Origin of the sequence: Loktanella atrilutea (genome assembly GCF_900128995.1) — a bacterium.
Taxonomy (GTDB): Bacteria; Pseudomonadota; Alphaproteobacteria; order Rhodobacterales; family Rhodobacteraceae; genus Loktanella; species Loktanella atrilutea.
Genome location: NZ_FQUE01000003.1, coordinates 131,243 through 147,789 on the forward strand (window position 1 = coordinate 131,243; position 16,547 = coordinate 147,789).

Sequence of the window (16,547 nt, forward strand, 5' to 3'; positions counted from 1 at the left end):
CACGTTCTGTCCCGATCTTCGCTGCGGCGTCATTTCGCCGCGAGTGTCAGGTCCGCAAACATATTTTTCAACACAAGAAATTCGCCGATCGCGTCGCAGTCCGGCATGGTCATCGTCAGGTCGACGGCATGAGGGTCCTGTTGGGGTGCGATCTGGATGCTTTGAGCGGACACGTCGCGGCCGCAGTTGCCACTGGTCACCTCGGCTTCCACGTTCAGAATGACCTGACCATTGCGCGCTGAATGGCCGCTTGGAAAGGTATAGACCTCGGCGTGGTAAGCGTCGCTGATTGCCGGATCGCCCAGTGCGGTCATGAAACCACCGGTTCCTCCGGCTGCAGCCTCTGGCGTTCCCGTGCTGGCGGACCAGACGTGGCCGGCATCGTCATAGCCGGCGCCGAATTCCAGCGCGTGAACCTGCACACCCTCGTCACCCTGCCATTGCAAAACGGCTCTGTCGATGTCGTCGATGTCGGGCACGACGATCGCGGCCGCGGCCCCCGGACCATCGGCGAAGTCGGCGATGAAAAGGGCCTGTGCCGTCAGGGCCGGCACGTCGATCTGCAGCTGACCCTTTGCGTCGGTCAGGGCGCTGAACATCATGCCGCGATGATGGATTTTGACCGCAGCCTGCGGATGGCAAGCATCTGTCAACGACAGGCGCACCATGGCCAGCGGCAGCGTTTCTGCCGTCATCTCGGGAGAGCAGGCGGCAACGTCCGCCAGCACCGCAGCGTCAGGTTCCACCGCCGGCAGGGCATCGGCCCTCGCAAGCACGGGGGCCGATCCGTCGACCGCTTCGGCATCCAAAGCGTCCTGCGGCTGATCAAGGCGCGGGATGGCTTCCATCTGCGGGACGGCGGCTTCCTGCGGTACGGGCAACGACGCGCCCCGGTCGACCGGTGGACGGGCGGGCGCCAGCACGGCGACGGTTTCCTCCGGGATCTCTGCTTGCGCGTCGCGCGCACTGCGCGCTTCAGGGCCGCCGATCGGTTCATCCACACCCAGTCGCGACGCCAGCGCATCGCCGTACTGCATGACGAATCCGATGCCAAGCGCGATCGCGAACGTCGTGCCCGCCGTGAGTGCCTTGCGCATGACCTGATTCATCTGCTGTCTCCTGACCCGGGTGGGATACGGAAACAATCTGACTTGCCGCGGTGTCCTGACGGGGACCGCGGCAAGGTATTAACGTGACATGAATGTGGCAGGACGACCGGTCAGAGTGCGCCGTGGCAGTGCTTGAACTTCTTGCCCGATCCGCAGGGACAGGCATCGTTGCGCGCCGGATTGCCCCAGGTGCGGGGATCGTCCTCGACGAACCCTTCGCGGGCCGAGGCGTCGCCGGGCGTCGCGGCAGAGGTCGCGCGTTCCACGGTGTCCGTCGGCGCGGGTGCGGAGGCGGCCTGCTGCTGGCGCAGTTGCGCCACCATCTGCGCCTGTTGTTCGGCGGTCATCGGCTGGATTTGACCCAGTTTTTGCGTCACATCGAGGCGCAGGCCATCCAGCAGGCGCTCGAACAACTGGAAGCCTTCGGTCTTGTATTCGTTCAGCGGATCGCGCTGCGCGTAGCCGCGGAAGCCCACGACCGACCGCAGGTGTTCCAACGTCACCAGATGCTCGCGCCACTTGGCGTCGATGGTCTGCAGCAATACCTGCTTTTCGATGTTGCGGATGGTGTCGGCGCCAAAGGCCTCTTCCTTCTTCGCCATGTGCTCGTCGGAGGCCTGCTCCAGCCGCTCGCGCATGACTTCGGCATCGACGCCTTCTTCCTGCGCCCAGGCCATGACCGGCACGTCCATCCCGAGGTTCTGGATCACGTCGGCATAAAGCGCCTCTGTCGTCCACTGGTCGGCGTAGCTGCGCGGCGGCATGTGCTCGTCGACCATGTCCTCGATGACCTGATGACGCATGTCGCGTGCGATCTCCGACAGGTCAGTCGCCTCCATGATCTCGCGCCGCTGGCCGAAGATCACCTTGCGCTGTTCGTTCATCACGTCGTCGAACTTCAGCAGCTGCTTGCGGATATCGAAGTTGCGCCCCTCGACCTTGGCCTGCGCGCGTTCCAGCGACTTGTTCACCCAAGGATGCACGATCGCCTCGCCTTCCTTCATGCCCAGCGTCGACAGCACCTTGTCCAGACGCTCGGACCCGAAGATCCGCATCAGGTCATCGTCAAGCGACAGGAAGAACGACGAACGCCCCGGGTCGCCCTGCCGGCCGGAGCGACCACGCAGCTGGTTGTCGATGCGGCGGGATTCGTGACGCTCGGTCGCCAGCACGAACAGGCCGCCGGTCTCCAGCACCTTCTTCTTTTCATCTGCATGCTCCGACTCGATCCGCTGGCGGATCTCGTCGGGATTGGCCTCGGGGTCTGCGTCCAACGCCTCGATCACCTTCAGCTCCACGTTGCCGCCCAGCTGGATGTCGGTGCCGCGACCGGCCATGTTCGTCGCGATGGTGACGGCGCCCAGTTTGCCTGCGTCGGCGATGATCTGCGCTTCCTGTTCGTGCTGACGGGCGTTCAGAACGTTATGCGGGATGCCCTCGCCCTTCAGCAGGTTGGACAGGAATTCCGACTTCTCGATGCTGGTCGTGCCGACGAGGATCGGCTGCTGCTTGGCATTCGCCTCGCGAATTTCCTTGATCACGCCCTCGAACTTCTCGCGCGCGGTTCGATAAACCTGATCGTGTTCGTCCTGACGCGCAATGGGACGGTTCGTCGGCACCTCGACCACGCCGAGGCCGTAGATCTCCATGAATTCGTCGGCCTCGGTCAACGCCGTGCCGGTCATGCCACCCAGCTTGTCATAAAGGCGGAAGTAGTTCTGGAAGGTGACAGACGCGAGCGTCACGTTCTCGGGCCGGATGCTGACGCCCTCCTTGGCCTCGATCGCCTGATGCAGACCATCGGACAGACGGCGGCCGGTCATCATGCGGCCGGTGAACTCGTCGATCAGCACGACCTCGTCGTTGCGGACGATGTAGTCCTTGTCCTTGGCGAACAGCTTGTGCGCCTTCAAGGCCTGGCTGGTGTGGTGAACCAGAGAGGCGCTTTCCGGGTCATAGAGGGTCTGACCTTCCGGCAGCAGGCCGATCCGCGACAGGGCCTCTTCGAGATAGTCGTTGCCTTCGTCGGTAAAGGCCACCGACCTCTGCTTTTCGTCCAGCGTGAAATGATCGTCAATGATCCCCGGCACGATGGTATCGATATCGCGATACATCTGGCTGCGGTCCTGCGCCGGGCCCGAGATGATCAGCGGCGTCCGCGCCTCGTCGATAAGGATCGAGTCGACCTCGTCCACGATGGCGTAGTTGTGGGGGCGCTGATACATTTGGCTGAGCTCGGACCGCATGTTGTCACGCAGGTAATCAAAGCCAAGCTCGTTGTTGGTGGCATAGGTCACGTCGCACTGATAGGCGACCCGCTTTTCCTCTTCGGGCTGCTGCGGCACCACAACGCCGGTGGTCAGGCCAAGCGCGCCATAGACCTTGGACATCCAGTCGGCGTCGCGGCGGGCAAGGTAGTCGTTCACCGTGACGATGTGGACACCCTTGCCGGACAGCGCGTTCAGGTAGGCTGGGAAGGTGGCGACGAGGGTCTTGCCCTCGCCCGTCTTCATCTCGGCAATGTTACCCTGATGCAGAAAAATCCCGCCCATCAACTGCGTGTCGAAAGCGCGCAGCCCCAGCGCACGCCGCGCCGCTTCGCGGCAATTGGCGAAGGCTTCGGGCAGCATGTCATCAAGGCTTTCGCCCCTACGCGCCCGTTCCTGAAATGCGCGGGTGCGTTCCTTGATCTGCATGTCGGACAGGGCCGCGAACTCTGGCTCCAGTGCGTTGATCCGGTCGATCAGTGGGCGCACGGCCTTCACCTTGCGGTCGTTCGCGGTCCCGAAGACCTTTTTTGCAATCGTTCCAAGACCCAGCATGTGCTCTCCAAGCGGACCTGTGCCGCCCCTGTGATACCGATGTGAGAGGAGGTTGCTTGTAGGCGTATGCCAAGGCCCTTAGACAAGGCAGCAAGACCAGCCCCCTCAAGGCTTGACAGCGATGTAAGGGGCGGGCTGAAAACTGTCAACGTTGCGCCCCCCGGGGTGCATGAGAGTAAGGACGTAAACGATGTCGAAACTGACCTATCTGCTGGGCTCTGCCGCCATGGCGCTGACCCTCGCGAATGCCGTTCAGGCGCAGGATACCACCACGACAGAGGCCCCCGCCACCGCGGCACCTGCGACGGAAGCCCCCGCGACCGATGCACCTTCGACCGACGCGCCGTCATCGGAGGCTTCAGCAACGGACGCCACCGCCGCGGATGCAGACACCACCGCACCGGCCACCGCCGATCCCGCAACCGTCGTCGCTACCGTCGACGGCACCGAGATTACCCTTGGTCAGATGATCATCGCGCGCAGCCAGCTCCCGCAACAGTATAACCAGTTCCCCCCCGATGTGATCTATCAGGGCATCCTTGATCAGGTCGTGCAGCAGCAGCTGCTGTCCAACAGTCTGACCGACGTGCCGGCCCGCGTGGTCTGGGCCATGGCGAACGAGGAACGGTCCCTGCGGGCGGGCGAGGTCATCACCGACCTGAGCGCCACCGCCGTCACCGACGAGGCGGTCCAAGCTGCCTATGACGAGATGACCGCCGCCGCGACGGCAAACCCCGTCACGGAATGGAATGCCAGCCACCTGTTGGTCGACACGAAAGAGGCCGCCGAGGCCGCGCAGGAACGGATCAATAAAGGAGAGGACTTCGCGGCTGTCGCGACAGAGGTCTCCACCGGCCCGTCCGGCCCCACGGGCGGAGAGCTGGGCTGGTTCGGACCGGGCCAGATGGTCGCCGAATTCGAGACGGCGCTGGACGGCATGAAGCCCGGCGACGTGTCCGGTCCGGTCCAGACCCAGTTCGGCTGGCACATCATCAAGCTGAACGAGACCCGAGAGAAGCCGGTCCCGCCGCTGGAGGAGGTCAAGCCCGAGATCGTCAGCAAGCTTCAGGAAGCCGTCATCCTTGCCAAGATCGAGGAGTTGAAGGCCAATGCCGACATCACCCTGCCGGAAGAGGGCAGCATCGACCCCTCCGTCCTGACCAACCTCGACCTGCTGGAGAAGTAAGTAATGGCCATCTCCCCGCTCGCGCCTGCCGCCTTTCCTGACCTGCCTGTCATCGAGGGCGTCACCTTCGCGGCAGCGCAGGCGGGGGTCAAATACAAGAACCGGACCGATGTGATGCTGGCGGTGCTTGCTGCCGGCAGCACCGTCGCCGGCGTCTTCACCCGCAGCGCGACCCGTTCGGCCCCGGTGCTCGACTGCCAGTCGAAGCTGGGGGCCGGTGACGGTCCTGCCGCGATCCTCGTGAACTCCGGCAATTCCAACGCCTTCACCGGCAAGGCCGGCACCACCTCCGTCGCCGCGATCTGCGATTCCGTGGCCGTCGCGACCGGCATCGATGCGGCCCGCGTCTTCACCGCCTCTACCGGCGTGATCGGCGAACCCCTGCCCCACGACCGGATCGTCGCGAAGATCGAAGAACTGACCGCCGCGCAATCCGCCACTGCCATGAACGACGCCGCCCGCGCCATCATGACGACGGACACCTTTCCCAAGGGGGCGACGCAGACGGTCGAGATCGACGGTAAGCCCGTGAAGATCGCCGGCATCGCCAAGGGCTCCGGCATGATCGCCCCCGACATGGCGACGATGCTGGTCTACATCTTCACCGATGCGAAGATCGCCTATCGGCCATTGCAGGACATGCTGGGCCGCCTGACCGACCGGACCTTCAACAACATCACCGTGGACAGCGACACCTCCACCTCCGACAGTCTGATGCTGGCGGCGACCGGCACCTCCGGTGTCGACGTGACCGGCCAACAGGCTTTCGAGGACGCACTGCACGCCGTCATGCTGGACCTGTCTCACCAGGTCGTGCGCGACGGTGAAGGGGCGACGAAGTTCGTCACGATCAACGTCACGGGCGCCGCCTCCGACGCCGACGCGCGCCGCGTCGCCATGGCCACGGCGAACAGCCCGCTGGTCAAGACCGCGGTTGCCGGCGAGGATCCGAACTGGGGCCGCATCGTCATGGCCGTCGGCAAGTCCGGCGCACAGGCCGACCGCGACCGCCTTACGATCCGGCTGGGCGATCTGGTGCTGGCCCGCGACGGCTGGCGTGCGCCGGAATATTCCGAAGAAAAATGCGCCGCCTACATGAAGAACCCGGATATCGACATCAACATCGACCTCGGCCTCGGTGACGGCGCCAGCACCGTCTGGACCTGCGACCTGACCCACGCCTACATCACGATCAACGCCGACTACCGGTCGTGAAGGTCCTGCTCGTCTCGGCCGTCGCGCTGATCGACGTGGACGGGCGCGTCCTGCTGGCCCAGAGGCCCGAAGGCAAGTCCCTCGCCGGCCTCTGGGAATTTCCCGGCGGCAAGGTCGATGCAGGCGAAACGCCGGAACAGGCCCTGATCCGCGAATTGCAGGAGGAACTGGGCATCGATACCTGGGCCTCCTGCCTCGCGCCGCTGACCTTTGCCAGCCACACCTACGACGACTTCCACCTGCTGATGCCACTCTACGCCTGCCGCAAATGGCAGGGCACACCACAGGGGCGCGAGGGGCAGACGCTCAAATGGGTCCGCGCAAACGATCTGACCCACTACCCCATGCCCCCTGCGGACATCCCCCTCATCCCGATCCTGCGCGACTGGCTCTGACGGGCCTGTCCTCGCTTTTTCCAAAATACTCAAAATCCGGCGCCGCCCCAGGCGCCTTCCCCTCTCATTCATCTGACCAGATAAACGCAAAGAAAAAGGCCCGCCAGCAACGCTGACGGGCCTTCACTATTCTAAGGGCAGCACCCTTTACAGATTACGCTCCACCGACTCGCGCTCGAAGATCTCGATCACGTCGCCGGGGCGGATATCCTCGTAGTTCTCGAAGGCCATGCCGCATTCCTGGCCTGACTGGACCTCGGTCACCTCGTCCTTGAAACGCTTCAGCGTCTTCAGCGTGCCTTCGTGGATCACCACGTTGTCGCGCAGCAGACGCACGCCGGCAGAACGCCGCGCCACACCTTCGGTGACCAGACAGCCCGCGACGTTGCCCACGTTGGAGACCTTGAAGACCTCCTTGATGTTTGCATAGCCGATGAACTTCTCGCGGATCTCGTTCGACAGAAGACCGGAGGCCGCCTGCTTGATGTCGTCCACGAGCGCGTAAATCACCGAGTAGTACCGGATCTCCACGCCCTTCTGGTTGGCCACGTTGCGCGCCGTCGCATTGGCGCGGACGTTGAAGCCGATGACCGGCGCACCCGATGCTTCGGCCAGGCCGATGTCCGTCTCGGTGATGGCACCGACACCCGAGTGCAGCACGCGGACGCGCACCTCATCGTTGCCGATCTTCTCCATCGCCTGAACGATCGCCTCGGCGGAGCCCTGAACGTCGGCCTTCACCACGATCGGCAGTTCGCTGACCGACTGGTTCGCCTTGGCGTTCGCCATCAGCTGTTCCAGCGTGGTCGCGGCCCCGATGGCGGCGCGCTTGTCCTTAGCGGCCTTCATCCGGTAGTCCGCGATCTCGCGCGCCTGCGCCTCGGTCTCGACTACGTTCAGCACGTCGCCGGCCTCGGGTGTGCCGTTCAGACCCAACACCTCGACGGGGACGGACGGACCGGCCTCGTTCACGCGGTCGCCCTTGTCGTCGATCAGCGCGCGGACCTTGCCCCACTGTTCGCCGACGACGAAGATATCGCCGCGCTTCAGTGTACCGTGCTGCACCAGAACCGTGGCCACCGGACCGCGGCCCACGTCAAGCTGCGCCTCGATCACGGCACCCATGGCGGCGCGGTCGGGGTTGGCCTTGAGGTCGAGGATTTCGGCCTGCAGTGCGATCGCTTCCAGCAGATTGTCGAGCCCCGCACCCGTCTGGGCCGATACCTCGACGTCCTGCACGTCGCCGGACATCTTCTCGACGATGACTTCGTGCTGCAGCAGGTCGGTCCGCACCTTGTCGGGATTGGCCGAGGGCTTGTCCATCTTGTTGATCGCCACGATCATCGGCACCTTGGCCGCCTTGGCGTGGTTGATCGCCTCGATGGTCTGCGGCATCACGGCGTCGTCCGCAGCAACCACCAGCACGACGATGTCGGTAACCTGCGCACCGCGCGACCGCATCGAGGTAAAGGCGGCGTGGCCCGGGGTGTCGAGGAACGACAGCACCTGACCGCCTTCGGTCGTCACCTGATAGGCACCGATATGCTGGGTAATGCCACCGGCTTCGCCGGCGACGACGCGGGTCTTGCGGATCGCGTCCAGCAGCGAAGTCTTGCCATGGTCGACGTGGCCCATGATCGTGATGATCGGCGCACGCGGTTTCAGGTCGCTGGCCTTGTCCTCGACCTGGTCGATGACCTGTTCCACGTCCGAATCGGACACGCGGACGACCTTGTGGCCGAATTCCTCGATCAGCAGTTCGGCCGTATCGGCGTCGATGGTTTCGGTCTGCGTGACCATCATGCCCATCTTCATCAGTTCCTTGACGACGTCGGACGTCCGTTCGGCCATCCGGTTCGCCAGTTCCCCGACGGTGATCGCCTCGGGCAGCTGCACGTCGCGCACGACCTTTTCGCGCTCGACCTGACCGCCCATCGCCTTCTGGCGGGCGCGGTCCTGCTTGCGCTTCATCTGCGCCATGGACCGCTGACGACCGCCCTCGCGTCCGGTCAGGGCATCGTTCAGCGTCAGCTTGCCGCCGCGGCGGCCGTCGCCCTCGCGGGCCGGCTTTGCCTTGGTCGTGTCACGGGTCTGTGCCTCGCGCTCGCGCTCCGTCGCCTTGCGCGGGGCACTGGACGTCGGGCGATCCACCTCGGTCTGTCCCGGAGGTGCGTCGACCTGCACCGCAGGCGCATTCCGGGCGGCATCCGCCGCGCGACGCTTCTCTTCCTCTTCCTCTGCCTTCGCGCGGGCCCGCTCCTCGCGCTCGCGATCCTCGGCCTCCTTGGCCTCTATCTCGGCACGGCGGCGCTCACGCTCCTCGGCACGCTCCTTTTCTTCGGCTTCGCGCTTGGCGGCTTCCTCAACTTCGCGCGACTTCGCCAGCGCCAGTGCCTTCATCCGACGGGCGAGTTCGACGTCCGAGATGCCTGCAGGCCGCTTCGACGGATCGCCACCTGCCGGCAAGCCAGCAGCCACGCCGGTCTTGGGCGCAGGTGTTCCGGGCTTCGGCACCACGACGCGCTTGCGCTTGGTTTCCACAACGACGTTCTTCGTCCGGCCGTGGCTGAAGCTCTGCTTCACGTTGCTCGGACGCGACCCGCCAAGGCCCAATGGTTTCTTGCCGTCAGTATCGCTCATCTAGCTATGTATCCTTCCCGACAGCCATATTGCCGTCGTCAATCTCGCGGATGCCGCGCAGTCTTGCGGCTTCCTCTACAACACGGTCACTGAGTCCGCCAGTCGCGAGCGCGCCATGTATCACACTTTGCCGCCCGAATGCCAAACCCAATTCAGCTGCAGTCAAGCAACTGTAATATCTTGCCCCTTCGGGCGTCCAAAGCTTGGCCTTGCCGCGCTCTGACCCATCGTGGGCCTGCAGCAGGACCCGCACCCGCGCGCCCCCGGCCAGCCAGCCCTTGACCTTCTCGAAGCCGCAGACCGCCAGACCCGCCTTGCGGGCCATCGCGATCAGGTCCAGCGTGCGCCGGGCCAGCTGCCGCTCGACCTCTTCCGTCAGTCCGTCCGGGACGCTGACCGGCGCCTTGGCCGACCGGCTGAACTGGCCCTTGCGAGCCTTGTCCAGCGCGTCTCGAGTCGATGCGACATACATACCACGTCCGGGCAACTTGCCCAAGATGTCGGGCACGACCTGATTGTCAGGCCCGACCACGAAGCGGACCAGACCGGACTTCGGCTGCGTCTCGCCGGTGACGATGCACCGCCGCTCCGGTCCGTCCTCGTAGGTCTTCTTCAATCCGCCACGGGTCATGTGCAGTCGAAGGCCCTCAGGCCTCCGCCTCCTCTTCCATATCGGTATCATCGTCGTCGGCGACAAGGTCTGCCGGGTCGACCCAGCCCAGCGCCACACGCGCTGTCATGACAAGGGTTTGTGCCTCTTCGAGGCTCAGGTCGAACTTCTCCAGCACGCCCTCGTCCTTGTGACGCTGACCGTCGACAACCGTCCAGCCGCCGGCAAGTTCCCAGTCCGCACAGGTCGCGAAATCTTCCAGCGTCTTGACGCCATCCATCGCCAGTGCCTCGACCATCTGCGGGGTGAGACCCTCGAAGCTGACGAGGCTGTCCTCGACACCCAGCTCGCGGGCGTGATCCAGAGCCTTCTTGTTCTGCGCTTCCAGATAGTCGCGGGCACGGGCCTGCAACTCGCCAGCCGTATCAGCGTCGACACCTTCGATGACAAGCAATTCCTCGGCCTCGACATAGGCAACCTCTTCGAGGTTCGTGAACCCCTCCGAAACAAGCAGTTGGGCAAAGAATTCGTCCAGATCCAGCGTGTCCATGAACAGCTTCGTGCGCAGTTCAAACTCGGCCTGACGACGCTTGGATTCCTCTTCCTCGGTCAGGATGTCGATATCCAGACCGGTCAGCTGCGACGCCAGACGCACGTTCTGGCCGCGACGTCCGATGGCCAGCGAAAGCTGCTCCTCCGGCACGACGACCTCGATCTTGCCGGCCTCTTCGTCCAGCACGACCTTCGACACTTCGGCGGGCTGCAGCGCGTTCACCAGGAACGTCGGCATATCCTCGTTCCAGGGAATGATGTCGATCTTCTCGCCCTGAAGCTCGTTCACGACGGCCTGCACGCGGGAACCGCGCATACCGACGCAGGCACCGACCGGGTCGATGCTGCTGTCATACGAAATAACGGCGATCTTGGCGCGCGACCCGGGGTCGCGGGCGACGGCCTTGATCTCGATGATGCCCTCGTAGATCTCGGGCACTTCCATCTTGAACAGCTCGGCCATGAACTCGGGCGCTGTCCGCGACAGGAATATCTGCGGCCCGCGCTGTTCGCGGCGCACGTCCTTGATGTAGCAACGGATGCGGTCGTTGGGGCGATAGGCTTCGCGGCCAATCTTCTCGTTCCGGCGCAGGATCGCCTCGCCGCTGCCCACGTCGACGATGACGTTGCCGTATTCCTCGCGCTTGACCAGCGCGTTGATGATCGTACCGGCGCGGTCCTTGAAATCCTCGTACTGCTTGTCGCGCTCCGCTTCGCGGACCTTCTGCAGGATGACCTGCTTGGCCGACTGCGCGGCGATGCGCCCGAGCTCGACGGGCGGCACTTCCTCGACCAGCGTGTCGCCGATCTGGGGGTTTTCCATCCAGTCCTTCGCCGTTTCCAGCGTGAACTGCGCCTGATAGTTCTCGAATTCCTCGTCCTCGACGACCGTCCGGACGCGGGTAAAGGTCGCGCGACCTGTCTTGCGGTCGATGCTGACACGAATGTCCATTTCCGCGCCGTAGCGGGACTTCGCCGCCCGGGCGAGGGATTCCTCCATCGCCTCGACCACGAGGCCGGGGTCGATGTTCTTTTCGCGGGCGACCGCCTCGGCGGTCTGCAGCAGCTCGAGCTGGTTTGCGGAAGTAATGGCCATCAGGTGTTCTCCTCATTCCCATCAATGATGGTTTCAATCTCGTCGAATTGGGCCTCGTCGATCTGCCCGCTGTCCTTGCGCCCGCGCAACACGTCGCGGATCAGCTCGTCCGTCAGCACCAGCTTGGCGTCGGACAGCCACTCGAACTTCAGGCCGATCGTGACCTCTTCCTTGCCGTGGTCGCCGGCAGAGATGGTGATCAACACCTCGTCGCCCTCGGTGCCGGCCAGCTCGCCCTTGAACCGGCGGCGGCCGTCGATCAGCTGGTCGGTCTCGAGCTTCGCCTCGAAGCCCTGCCACTGGTCGAAATCCTTCAGGCGGGTCAGCGGCCGGTCGATGCCGGGGCTGCTGACCTCCAGCGTGTAGTTGTCGAGGATCGGATCTTCGACGTCCAGCACGGCACCCACGGCGGTGCTGATCTGGGCGCAGTCGTCGACCTCGATCGTGCCGTCGGGCTTCTGCGCCATGATCTGGAGCGTCGATTCCTTGCCGGTCATCAGGCGGATGCGCACGACCTCGAACCCCATGTCCTCGATGACGGGGGTGACGATCTCGGCGATCCGGCGGTCGATGGCCGCCTTGGCGATCAGGTCGTTCATGGATTCCTCCAAGCACAAAAAAACGGGCGCGCGGCCCGTTATGAATTCCGGTTGGGCGCTGGGGGTGGAGGCCAGCACGCCGCTGTTGAGAAGCCATATAGAGCAACCGTGACGCCACCGCAAGGGCAGCGTCACATCAAAGACCAAGCCGCTCCCGCTCCACCCCGAAACGGTCCATCGCGCGCACCAGTTCCGCACTGATCGCGGGCTCTGACAGGGCGTGCCCCGCGCGCCCGACCAGCGTCAGCTTGCCCATCGGCCACTGGCGGGACAGGGTCCATGCGGATACCGGCGGACAGATCATGTCATACCGCCCCTGCACGATCACGCCGGGAATCCCGGCCAGCCGGTCTGTCCGCGCAAGGATCTGGTGAGCCGCGTCCAGCCAGCCCTTGTGCTGAAAATAATGGTTCTCCAGCCGCGCAAAGGCGCGGGCGTAGTCTGCGGGGCTTTCCCCGGTCACGCCGTCGCTGTCCATTGCCGCCAGCGCGTTTTCCCACTGCGCCCAGGCGCGGGCATATTTCGTCTCGGTCATCATGTCGCCGGAAAACAGGCGCCGGTGGTAGGCCGCGATCAGGTCGTCACGCTCGGCTTCTGGAATCAACGTTACGAAGCGGTCCCACAGGTCAGGCCAGAACCGCCCCGCGCCGCCGCCATAGAACCAGTCCAGTTCCGGCTGGGTCATCAGGAACACGCCGCGCAGGGCGAGTGCGGCGACCCGATCCGGATGTGCCTGCGCATAGATCAACGCAAGGGTCGCCCCCCAACTGCCGCCAAAGACGATCCAGCGATCGACGCCCAGCGTCTGGCGTATCAATTCGATGTCGCCGACCAGATGCCACGTCGTGTTCGCAACCACGCTTGCGTGCGGCCGCGACCGGCCGCAGCCGCGCTGGTCGAACAGCACGACACGATAGAGTGCGGGATCGAAATATCGCCGCATCGCCGGGCTGCATCCGCCCCCCGGCCCGCCGTGAAGCACGACGACGGGGATTCCGTCGGGGTTACCGCACTGTTCGACATAGATCTTATGCCCGTCGCCCACGTCCAGCACGCGCTGGTCGAAAGGGTCGCTCGGGGGGTACAAGCCGACGGCTGTGCTCTTTTGGCTCGGGACGTTTTCCATGCAACACCTATATAGGGCAGAGACGGCTAAAACCATGCCCACCTGACCAATGCGAGGCCCACCATGAACACCAACACGATCGACGACCAGGAGGTCGCCAAGTTCGAGGCGATGGCCGAGGAATGGTGGGACGAAACCGGCAAGTTCAAGCCGCTGCACATGATGAACCCGGTGCGGCTGGATTACATCACGCGGCAGATCGCCGCGGAGTTCAACCGCGATCTCGGGACCGACCGCCCCTTCGCCGGGCTGCGGATCCTCGACATCGGGTGTGGCGGCGGGCTGCTGTGCGAACCGATGGCGCGGCTTGGTGCCGATGTGGTCGGCGTCGACGCCGCCCCCCGCAACATCCCGGTGGCGCAAATCCACGCCGAACAGTCCGGTCTTCAGATCGACTACCGCCACGGCACGGCCGAGGCGATGGCGGCAAGCGGCGAACAGTTCGACGTCGTCCTGAACATGGAGGTGGTGGAGCACGTCGCCGATCCGTTAGGCTACCTCACCGCCTGTCAGCAGCTCTTGAAACCGGGTGGGCTGCACCTCTGCTCCACCATCAACCGCAATCCGAAATCCTTCGCCATGGCGATCTTCGGCGCGGAATGGGTGATGCGCTGGCTGCCTAAAGGAACCCACGACTGGAACAAGTTCATCACTCCGGACGAACTTTTCGACCTGCTGCGAAAGGCCGGCCTGACGCCCGTCGATCGCACCGGCTACGTCTTTAATTTCCTGCAGTTCACTTGGTCCACCTCCCCGACCGACCTGTCCGTGAACTACGTCACCGCCGCCACGAAACCCGCCTGACCCAAACCCGCCGTCATCGATCCCAGATCGAAGCCGCCCCAAGGCGCGACAGATAAGGAACTGCGCCCCCTCGCTTTTTTCCAAATACTCCCCGCGCGGAGCGCTCCGGCCGTCAGGCCGGATCCGACAGCTTCGCCCGCAACTCCCGCAGGACCGGCAATGTCGCGCGCACCTTGTCTTCGCCCACCTTCGCCACGACTTCGCTGACCAACGGCGATATCGCGGCGATTGCCGCGTTGCGCGCCGACAGGCCAGAAGGACTGATCGACACCAGCTTGCGCCGCGCATCGTCCCAGTCGGGCCTGACGTGGACCCAGCCCGCCCATTCCAGCTTGCTCAGGGTGTTGGTCATCGCACCGCGGGTCAGGTGAAAGGTCTGCGCCAGCTGCGCGGGGGTGCGTTCGGCCCCGCTGTGCGCCAGATGGTTCAGTACCGAGAAATGCGACAGTTCCATCCCCTTCGGCAGCACCCGCGCCATGCTGGCCCGCGCCAGCTGGTCCACCGCCAGCAGTTCGCTGAACAGGGTGACGGCCAGGTGCTGGGTCTGATCGGGCATCAGGGGCTTTCAAAGGGTCGGTCGTGGGTCAGGGACGGCACACGCGTCCGCGACTGTGCCACCAAAGCCAGATCCAGATCAACTATGGTGACGCCGGGCGCCGTGCCCGCGTCCGCCAACACCTCGCCCCACGGAGCCACCGCAAGACTGTGTCCCCAGGTCTGCCGCGGTTTGCCGGACTGCGCCGGATGCGTCCCCGTCTGCGCCGCGGCCAGCACGAAGCAGCCGGTTTCGATCGCCCGGGCGCGCAACAGCGTTTCCCAGTGCGCGGCCCCGGTGACAGGTGAAAACGCCGAAGGCACCAACAGCACGTCCGCCCCCGCCTGCGCAAGCGCGCGGTAAAGGTGTGGGAACCGCATGTCATAGCAGACCGTTAACCCCAGCACCGCCTCTGGCGTCCGCGCCAGAACGGCCCGCTTGCCTGGGCGATAGCCTGCGGATTCGCGATAGCTCTCCGTTTCCGACACGGTGACGTCGAACATGTGGATCTTGTCGTACTGCGCAGCAATTTCGCCATCAGGTCCGATCAGGAAACTTCGGTTGGCAAAACGGCCGTCGGAATCCTCGGTCCGGATCGCCAGCGACCCGATCGCGATCCAGACTCCCAGCCGCACCGCATCCTCGCGCAACGCGGCCAGCGTCGGATCGTCGTCCTGATGCCTCAGCACCGTCCGTTGCCGCACGCGATCCTGGCTGACGCAGTTCGTGACCTCTGGCGTGCAGATTAGTGTCGCGCCGCCCGCCGTAGCCTCAGCCACCATCGCCCGCGTCACCACAAGGTTCGCGGTGGGATCGTCGCTCGACGTCAGCTGGACCAGTGCCGCCCTCATGCAGCGAGCAAGGCGTCCAGCTTGCCGGCCTTGTCCAGCGCATAAAGATCATCGCAGCCGCCGACATGAGTCTCGCCCACGAAGATCTGCGGCACCGTACGGCCGCCGCCGGACCGCTGCATCATCTCGGCCCTGCGCTCGGGCTGCTGCGCCAGCGAGATTTCGGAGAAGGTGACACCCTTGGACGACAGCAGCCGTTTGGCCGCATGGCAAAAACCACAGGTGGGCGTGGTGTAGATCTCGACTGATGTCATGGCGAAACGCTCCTTGATAGGGTTGCCCCCAATCTAGGTGTCCTTCACCACCCGCGCCAGTGTCAGCACGCACACCCGTCCTGCGCCCGCCGCATGGGCCGCCTCCGTCGCCGCGGCCAGCGTTGCGCCAGAAGTCATGACGTCATCCACGATCAGCACCTCACGCCCGGCCAGCAGCGCCGCCCGGCGCGGATGGTGGGCGATGGCGCCCTGCAGCGCGGCAAAGCGGGCATCGCGCCCCACCGCTTCCATCTTCGGATTGCGCACCACGCGACGCAAGCCGTCCGGCACATGCAACGCACCCAGCCCGCGTGCCACAAGTCGCGACAAGAGCGCCGCCTGATTGTAGCGTCGCGCGATCAGCCGGGTCCAATGGACCGGCACCGGCACCACCACCATGTCCTTCGCGATCATCCCGCGACCCGCGTGCAGCATCCACCGCGCCGCCGGCACCGCCAGATCGGTCCGATCCCCGTGCTTGAGGTTCAACACCATCCGCCGCCCGATGCCGTCGTAGACCAGCGCCGCCCGCCCCTGCGCCCAGGGCCGCGCGATCGTCATGCAGTCGTCGCAGTGCACCGGCCCCGCGCCCTGCCCCATCAACGGCGTGCCGCAGGCCTCGCAGGTCAGGCCCTGAATGAACCGCGTTTCGCGCCAGCAGGGACCGCACAATCCGTGATCGTCGGCAACTTGCGCCTCGCAGGCGACACATTGCGGTGGATAGACCGCCCGTACGATGCTTTGCATTCGCAT

The 16,547-nt window shown here is 64.7% G+C and carries 15 protein-coding genes; 4 read left to right on the top strand and 11 right to left on the bottom strand.

What is annotated here, in order from left to right; translation table 11 throughout:
* Positions 1–29: 29 nt before the first annotated feature.
* Positions 30–1,097, bottom strand: coding sequence for a hypothetical protein (locus BUA54_RS08440; RefSeq protein ID WP_143155379.1), 1,068 nt, complete (start codon positions 1,095–1,097; stop codon positions 30–32).
* A gap of 122 nt (positions 1,098–1,219) precedes the next feature.
* Positions 1,220–3,931, bottom strand: coding sequence for a preprotein translocase subunit SecA (gene secA, locus BUA54_RS08445; RefSeq protein WP_072856806.1), 2,712 nt, complete (start codon positions 3,929–3,931; stop codon positions 1,220–1,222).
* A gap of 190 nt (positions 3,932–4,121) precedes the next feature.
* Between secA and BUA54_RS08450 the strand changes: the two genes are divergently transcribed.
* From BUA54_RS08450 to mutT, 3 genes are read left to right on the top strand one after another with little or no spacing between them, the layout of a single operon-like run.
* Positions 4,122–5,117: a peptidylprolyl isomerase gene (locus BUA54_RS08450; protein WP_072856807.1), complete on the top strand. Its 996-nt coding sequence runs from the start codon at positions 4,122–4,124 to the stop codon at positions 5,115–5,117.
* A 3-nt stretch (positions 5,118–5,120) separates the two neighbouring features.
* Positions 5,121–6,332, top strand: a complete 1,212-nt coding sequence (gene argJ, locus BUA54_RS08455; protein ID WP_072856808.1) for a bifunctional glutamate N-acetyltransferase/amino-acid acetyltransferase ArgJ — start codon at positions 5,121–5,123, stop codon at positions 6,330–6,332.
* Positions 6,329–6,727 carry an 8-oxo-dGTP diphosphatase MutT gene (mutT, locus tag BUA54_RS08460; RefSeq protein ID WP_072856809.1) on the top strand — a complete coding sequence of 133 codons (399 nt, stop codon included), beginning with the start codon at positions 6,329–6,331 and terminating at the stop codon, positions 6,725–6,727. The genes argJ and mutT overlap by 4 nt, the downstream gene beginning before the upstream one ends.
* Before the next feature lie 147 nt (positions 6,728–6,874).
* Here the strand turns inward: mutT and infB are convergent, their stop codons facing one another.
* The 5 genes from infB to pip all read right to left on the bottom strand — a co-directional run bounded on the left by infB (position 6,875) and on the right by pip (position 13,350).
* Positions 6,875–9,367: a translation initiation factor IF-2 gene (infB, locus tag BUA54_RS08465; protein WP_072856810.1), complete on the bottom strand. Its 2,493-nt coding sequence runs from the start codon at positions 9,365–9,367 to the stop codon at positions 6,875–6,877.
* A gap of 4 nt (positions 9,368–9,371) precedes the next feature.
* The gene (locus BUA54_RS08470; protein ID WP_072856811.1) at positions 9,372–9,998 is read right to left on the bottom strand and encodes an RNA-binding protein; all 627 of its coding nucleotides are present in this window, start codon (positions 9,996–9,998) and stop codon (positions 9,372–9,374) included.
* 16 nt (positions 9,999–10,014) lie between these two features.
* Positions 10,015–11,625, bottom strand: a complete 1,611-nt coding sequence (gene nusA / locus BUA54_RS08475; RefSeq protein ID WP_072856812.1) for a transcription termination factor NusA — start codon at positions 11,623–11,625, stop codon at positions 10,015–10,017.
* Positions 11,625–12,224 (bottom strand): ribosome maturation factor RimP, encoded by a 600-nt coding sequence (gene rimP, locus BUA54_RS08480; protein ID WP_072856813.1) that lies wholly within the window; start codon positions 12,222–12,224, stop codon positions 11,625–11,627. Before rimP ends, nusA begins: the two co-directional genes overlap by 1 nt.
* A gap of 136 nt (positions 12,225–12,360) precedes the next feature.
* Complete coding sequence (pip, locus tag BUA54_RS08485) at positions 12,361–13,350, bottom strand: prolyl aminopeptidase (RefSeq protein WP_072856814.1); 990 nt, start codon at positions 13,348–13,350, stop codon at positions 12,361–12,363.
* Between the two features lie 63 nt (positions 13,351–13,413).
* Here pip and ubiG point away from each other — a divergent pair, with 63 nt between their 5' ends.
* Positions 13,414–14,154: a bifunctional 2-polyprenyl-6-hydroxyphenol methylase/3-demethylubiquinol 3-O-methyltransferase UbiG gene (gene ubiG / locus BUA54_RS08490; protein WP_072856815.1), complete on the top strand. Its 741-nt coding sequence runs from the start codon at positions 13,414–13,416 to the stop codon at positions 14,152–14,154.
* A 112-nt stretch (positions 14,155–14,266) separates the two neighbouring features.
* On the opposite strand, the gene BUA54_RS08495 is transcribed toward ubiG, so the two are convergent.
* The 4 genes from BUA54_RS08495 to BUA54_RS08510 are packed head-to-tail and all read right to left on the bottom strand — an operon-like array spanning position 14,267 to position 16,547.
* Positions 14,267–14,710, bottom strand: coding sequence for a MarR family winged helix-turn-helix transcriptional regulator (locus BUA54_RS08495; RefSeq protein WP_072856816.1), 444 nt, complete (start codon positions 14,708–14,710; stop codon positions 14,267–14,269).
* Positions 14,710–15,540: a carbon-nitrogen hydrolase family protein gene (locus tag BUA54_RS08500; RefSeq protein ID WP_072856817.1), complete on the bottom strand. Its 831-nt coding sequence runs from the start codon at positions 15,538–15,540 to the stop codon at positions 14,710–14,712. The genes BUA54_RS08495 and BUA54_RS08500 overlap by 1 nt, the downstream gene beginning before the upstream one ends.
* Positions 15,537–15,794, bottom strand: coding sequence for a glutaredoxin 3 (gene grxC, locus BUA54_RS08505; RefSeq protein ID WP_072856818.1), 258 nt, complete (start codon positions 15,792–15,794; stop codon positions 15,537–15,539). Before grxC ends, BUA54_RS08500 begins: the two co-directional genes overlap by 4 nt.
* Before the next feature lie 33 nt (positions 15,795–15,827).
* Positions 15,828–16,547, bottom strand: a complete 720-nt coding sequence (locus BUA54_RS08510; protein ID WP_143155390.1) for a ComF family protein — start codon at positions 16,545–16,547, stop codon at positions 15,828–15,830.

What these genes read in the sequence shown, in the direction of transcription:
- BUA54_RS08440 (WP_143155379.1), bottom strand. Translation starts at nt 1,097, where the DNA reads ATGCGCAAGGCACTCACGGCGGGCACGACGTTCGCGATCGCGCTTGGC.
- secA (WP_072856806.1), bottom strand. Translation starts at nt 3,931, where the DNA reads ATGCTGGGTCTTGGAACGATTGCAAAAAAGGTCTTCGGGACCGCGAAC.
- BUA54_RS08450 (WP_072856807.1), top strand. Translation starts at nt 4,122, where the DNA reads ATGTCGAAACTGACCTATCTGCTGGGCTCTGCCGCCATGGCGCTGACC.
- argJ (WP_072856808.1), top strand. Translation starts at nt 5,121, where the DNA reads ATGGCCATCTCCCCGCTCGCGCCTGCCGCCTTTCCTGACCTGCCTGTC.
- infB (WP_072856810.1), bottom strand. Translation starts at nt 9,367, where the DNA reads ATGAGCGATACTGACGGCAAGAAACCATTGGGCCTTGGCGGGTCGCGT.
- BUA54_RS08470 (WP_072856811.1), bottom strand. Translation starts at nt 9,998, where the DNA reads ATGACCCGTGGCGGATTGAAGAAGACCTACGAGGACGGACCGGAGCGG.
- nusA (WP_072856812.1), bottom strand. Translation starts at nt 11,625, where the DNA reads ATGGCCATTACTTCCGCAAACCAGCTCGAGCTGCTGCAGACCGCCGAG.
- rimP (WP_072856813.1), bottom strand. Translation starts at nt 12,224, where the DNA reads ATGAACGACCTGATCGCCAAGGCGGCCATCGACCGCCGGATCGCCGAG.
- pip (WP_072856814.1), bottom strand. Translation starts at nt 13,350, where the DNA reads ATGGAAAACGTCCCGAGCCAAAAGAGCACAGCCGTCGGCTTGTACCCC.
- ubiG (WP_072856815.1), top strand. Translation starts at nt 13,414, where the DNA reads ATGAACACCAACACGATCGACGACCAGGAGGTCGCCAAGTTCGAGGCG.
- BUA54_RS08495 (WP_072856816.1), bottom strand. Translation starts at nt 14,710, where the DNA reads ATGCCCGATCAGACCCAGCACCTGGCCGTCACCCTGTTCAGCGAACTG.
- BUA54_RS08500 (WP_072856817.1), bottom strand. Translation starts at nt 15,540, where the DNA reads ATGAGGGCGGCACTGGTCCAGCTGACGTCGAGCGACGATCCCACCGCG.
- grxC (WP_072856818.1), bottom strand. Translation starts at nt 15,794, where the DNA reads ATGACATCAGTCGAGATCTACACCACGCCCACCTGTGGTTTTTGCCAT.
- BUA54_RS08510 (WP_143155390.1), bottom strand. Translation starts at nt 16,547, where the DNA reads ATGCGAATGCAAAGCATCGTACGGGCGGTCTATCCACCGCAATGTGTC.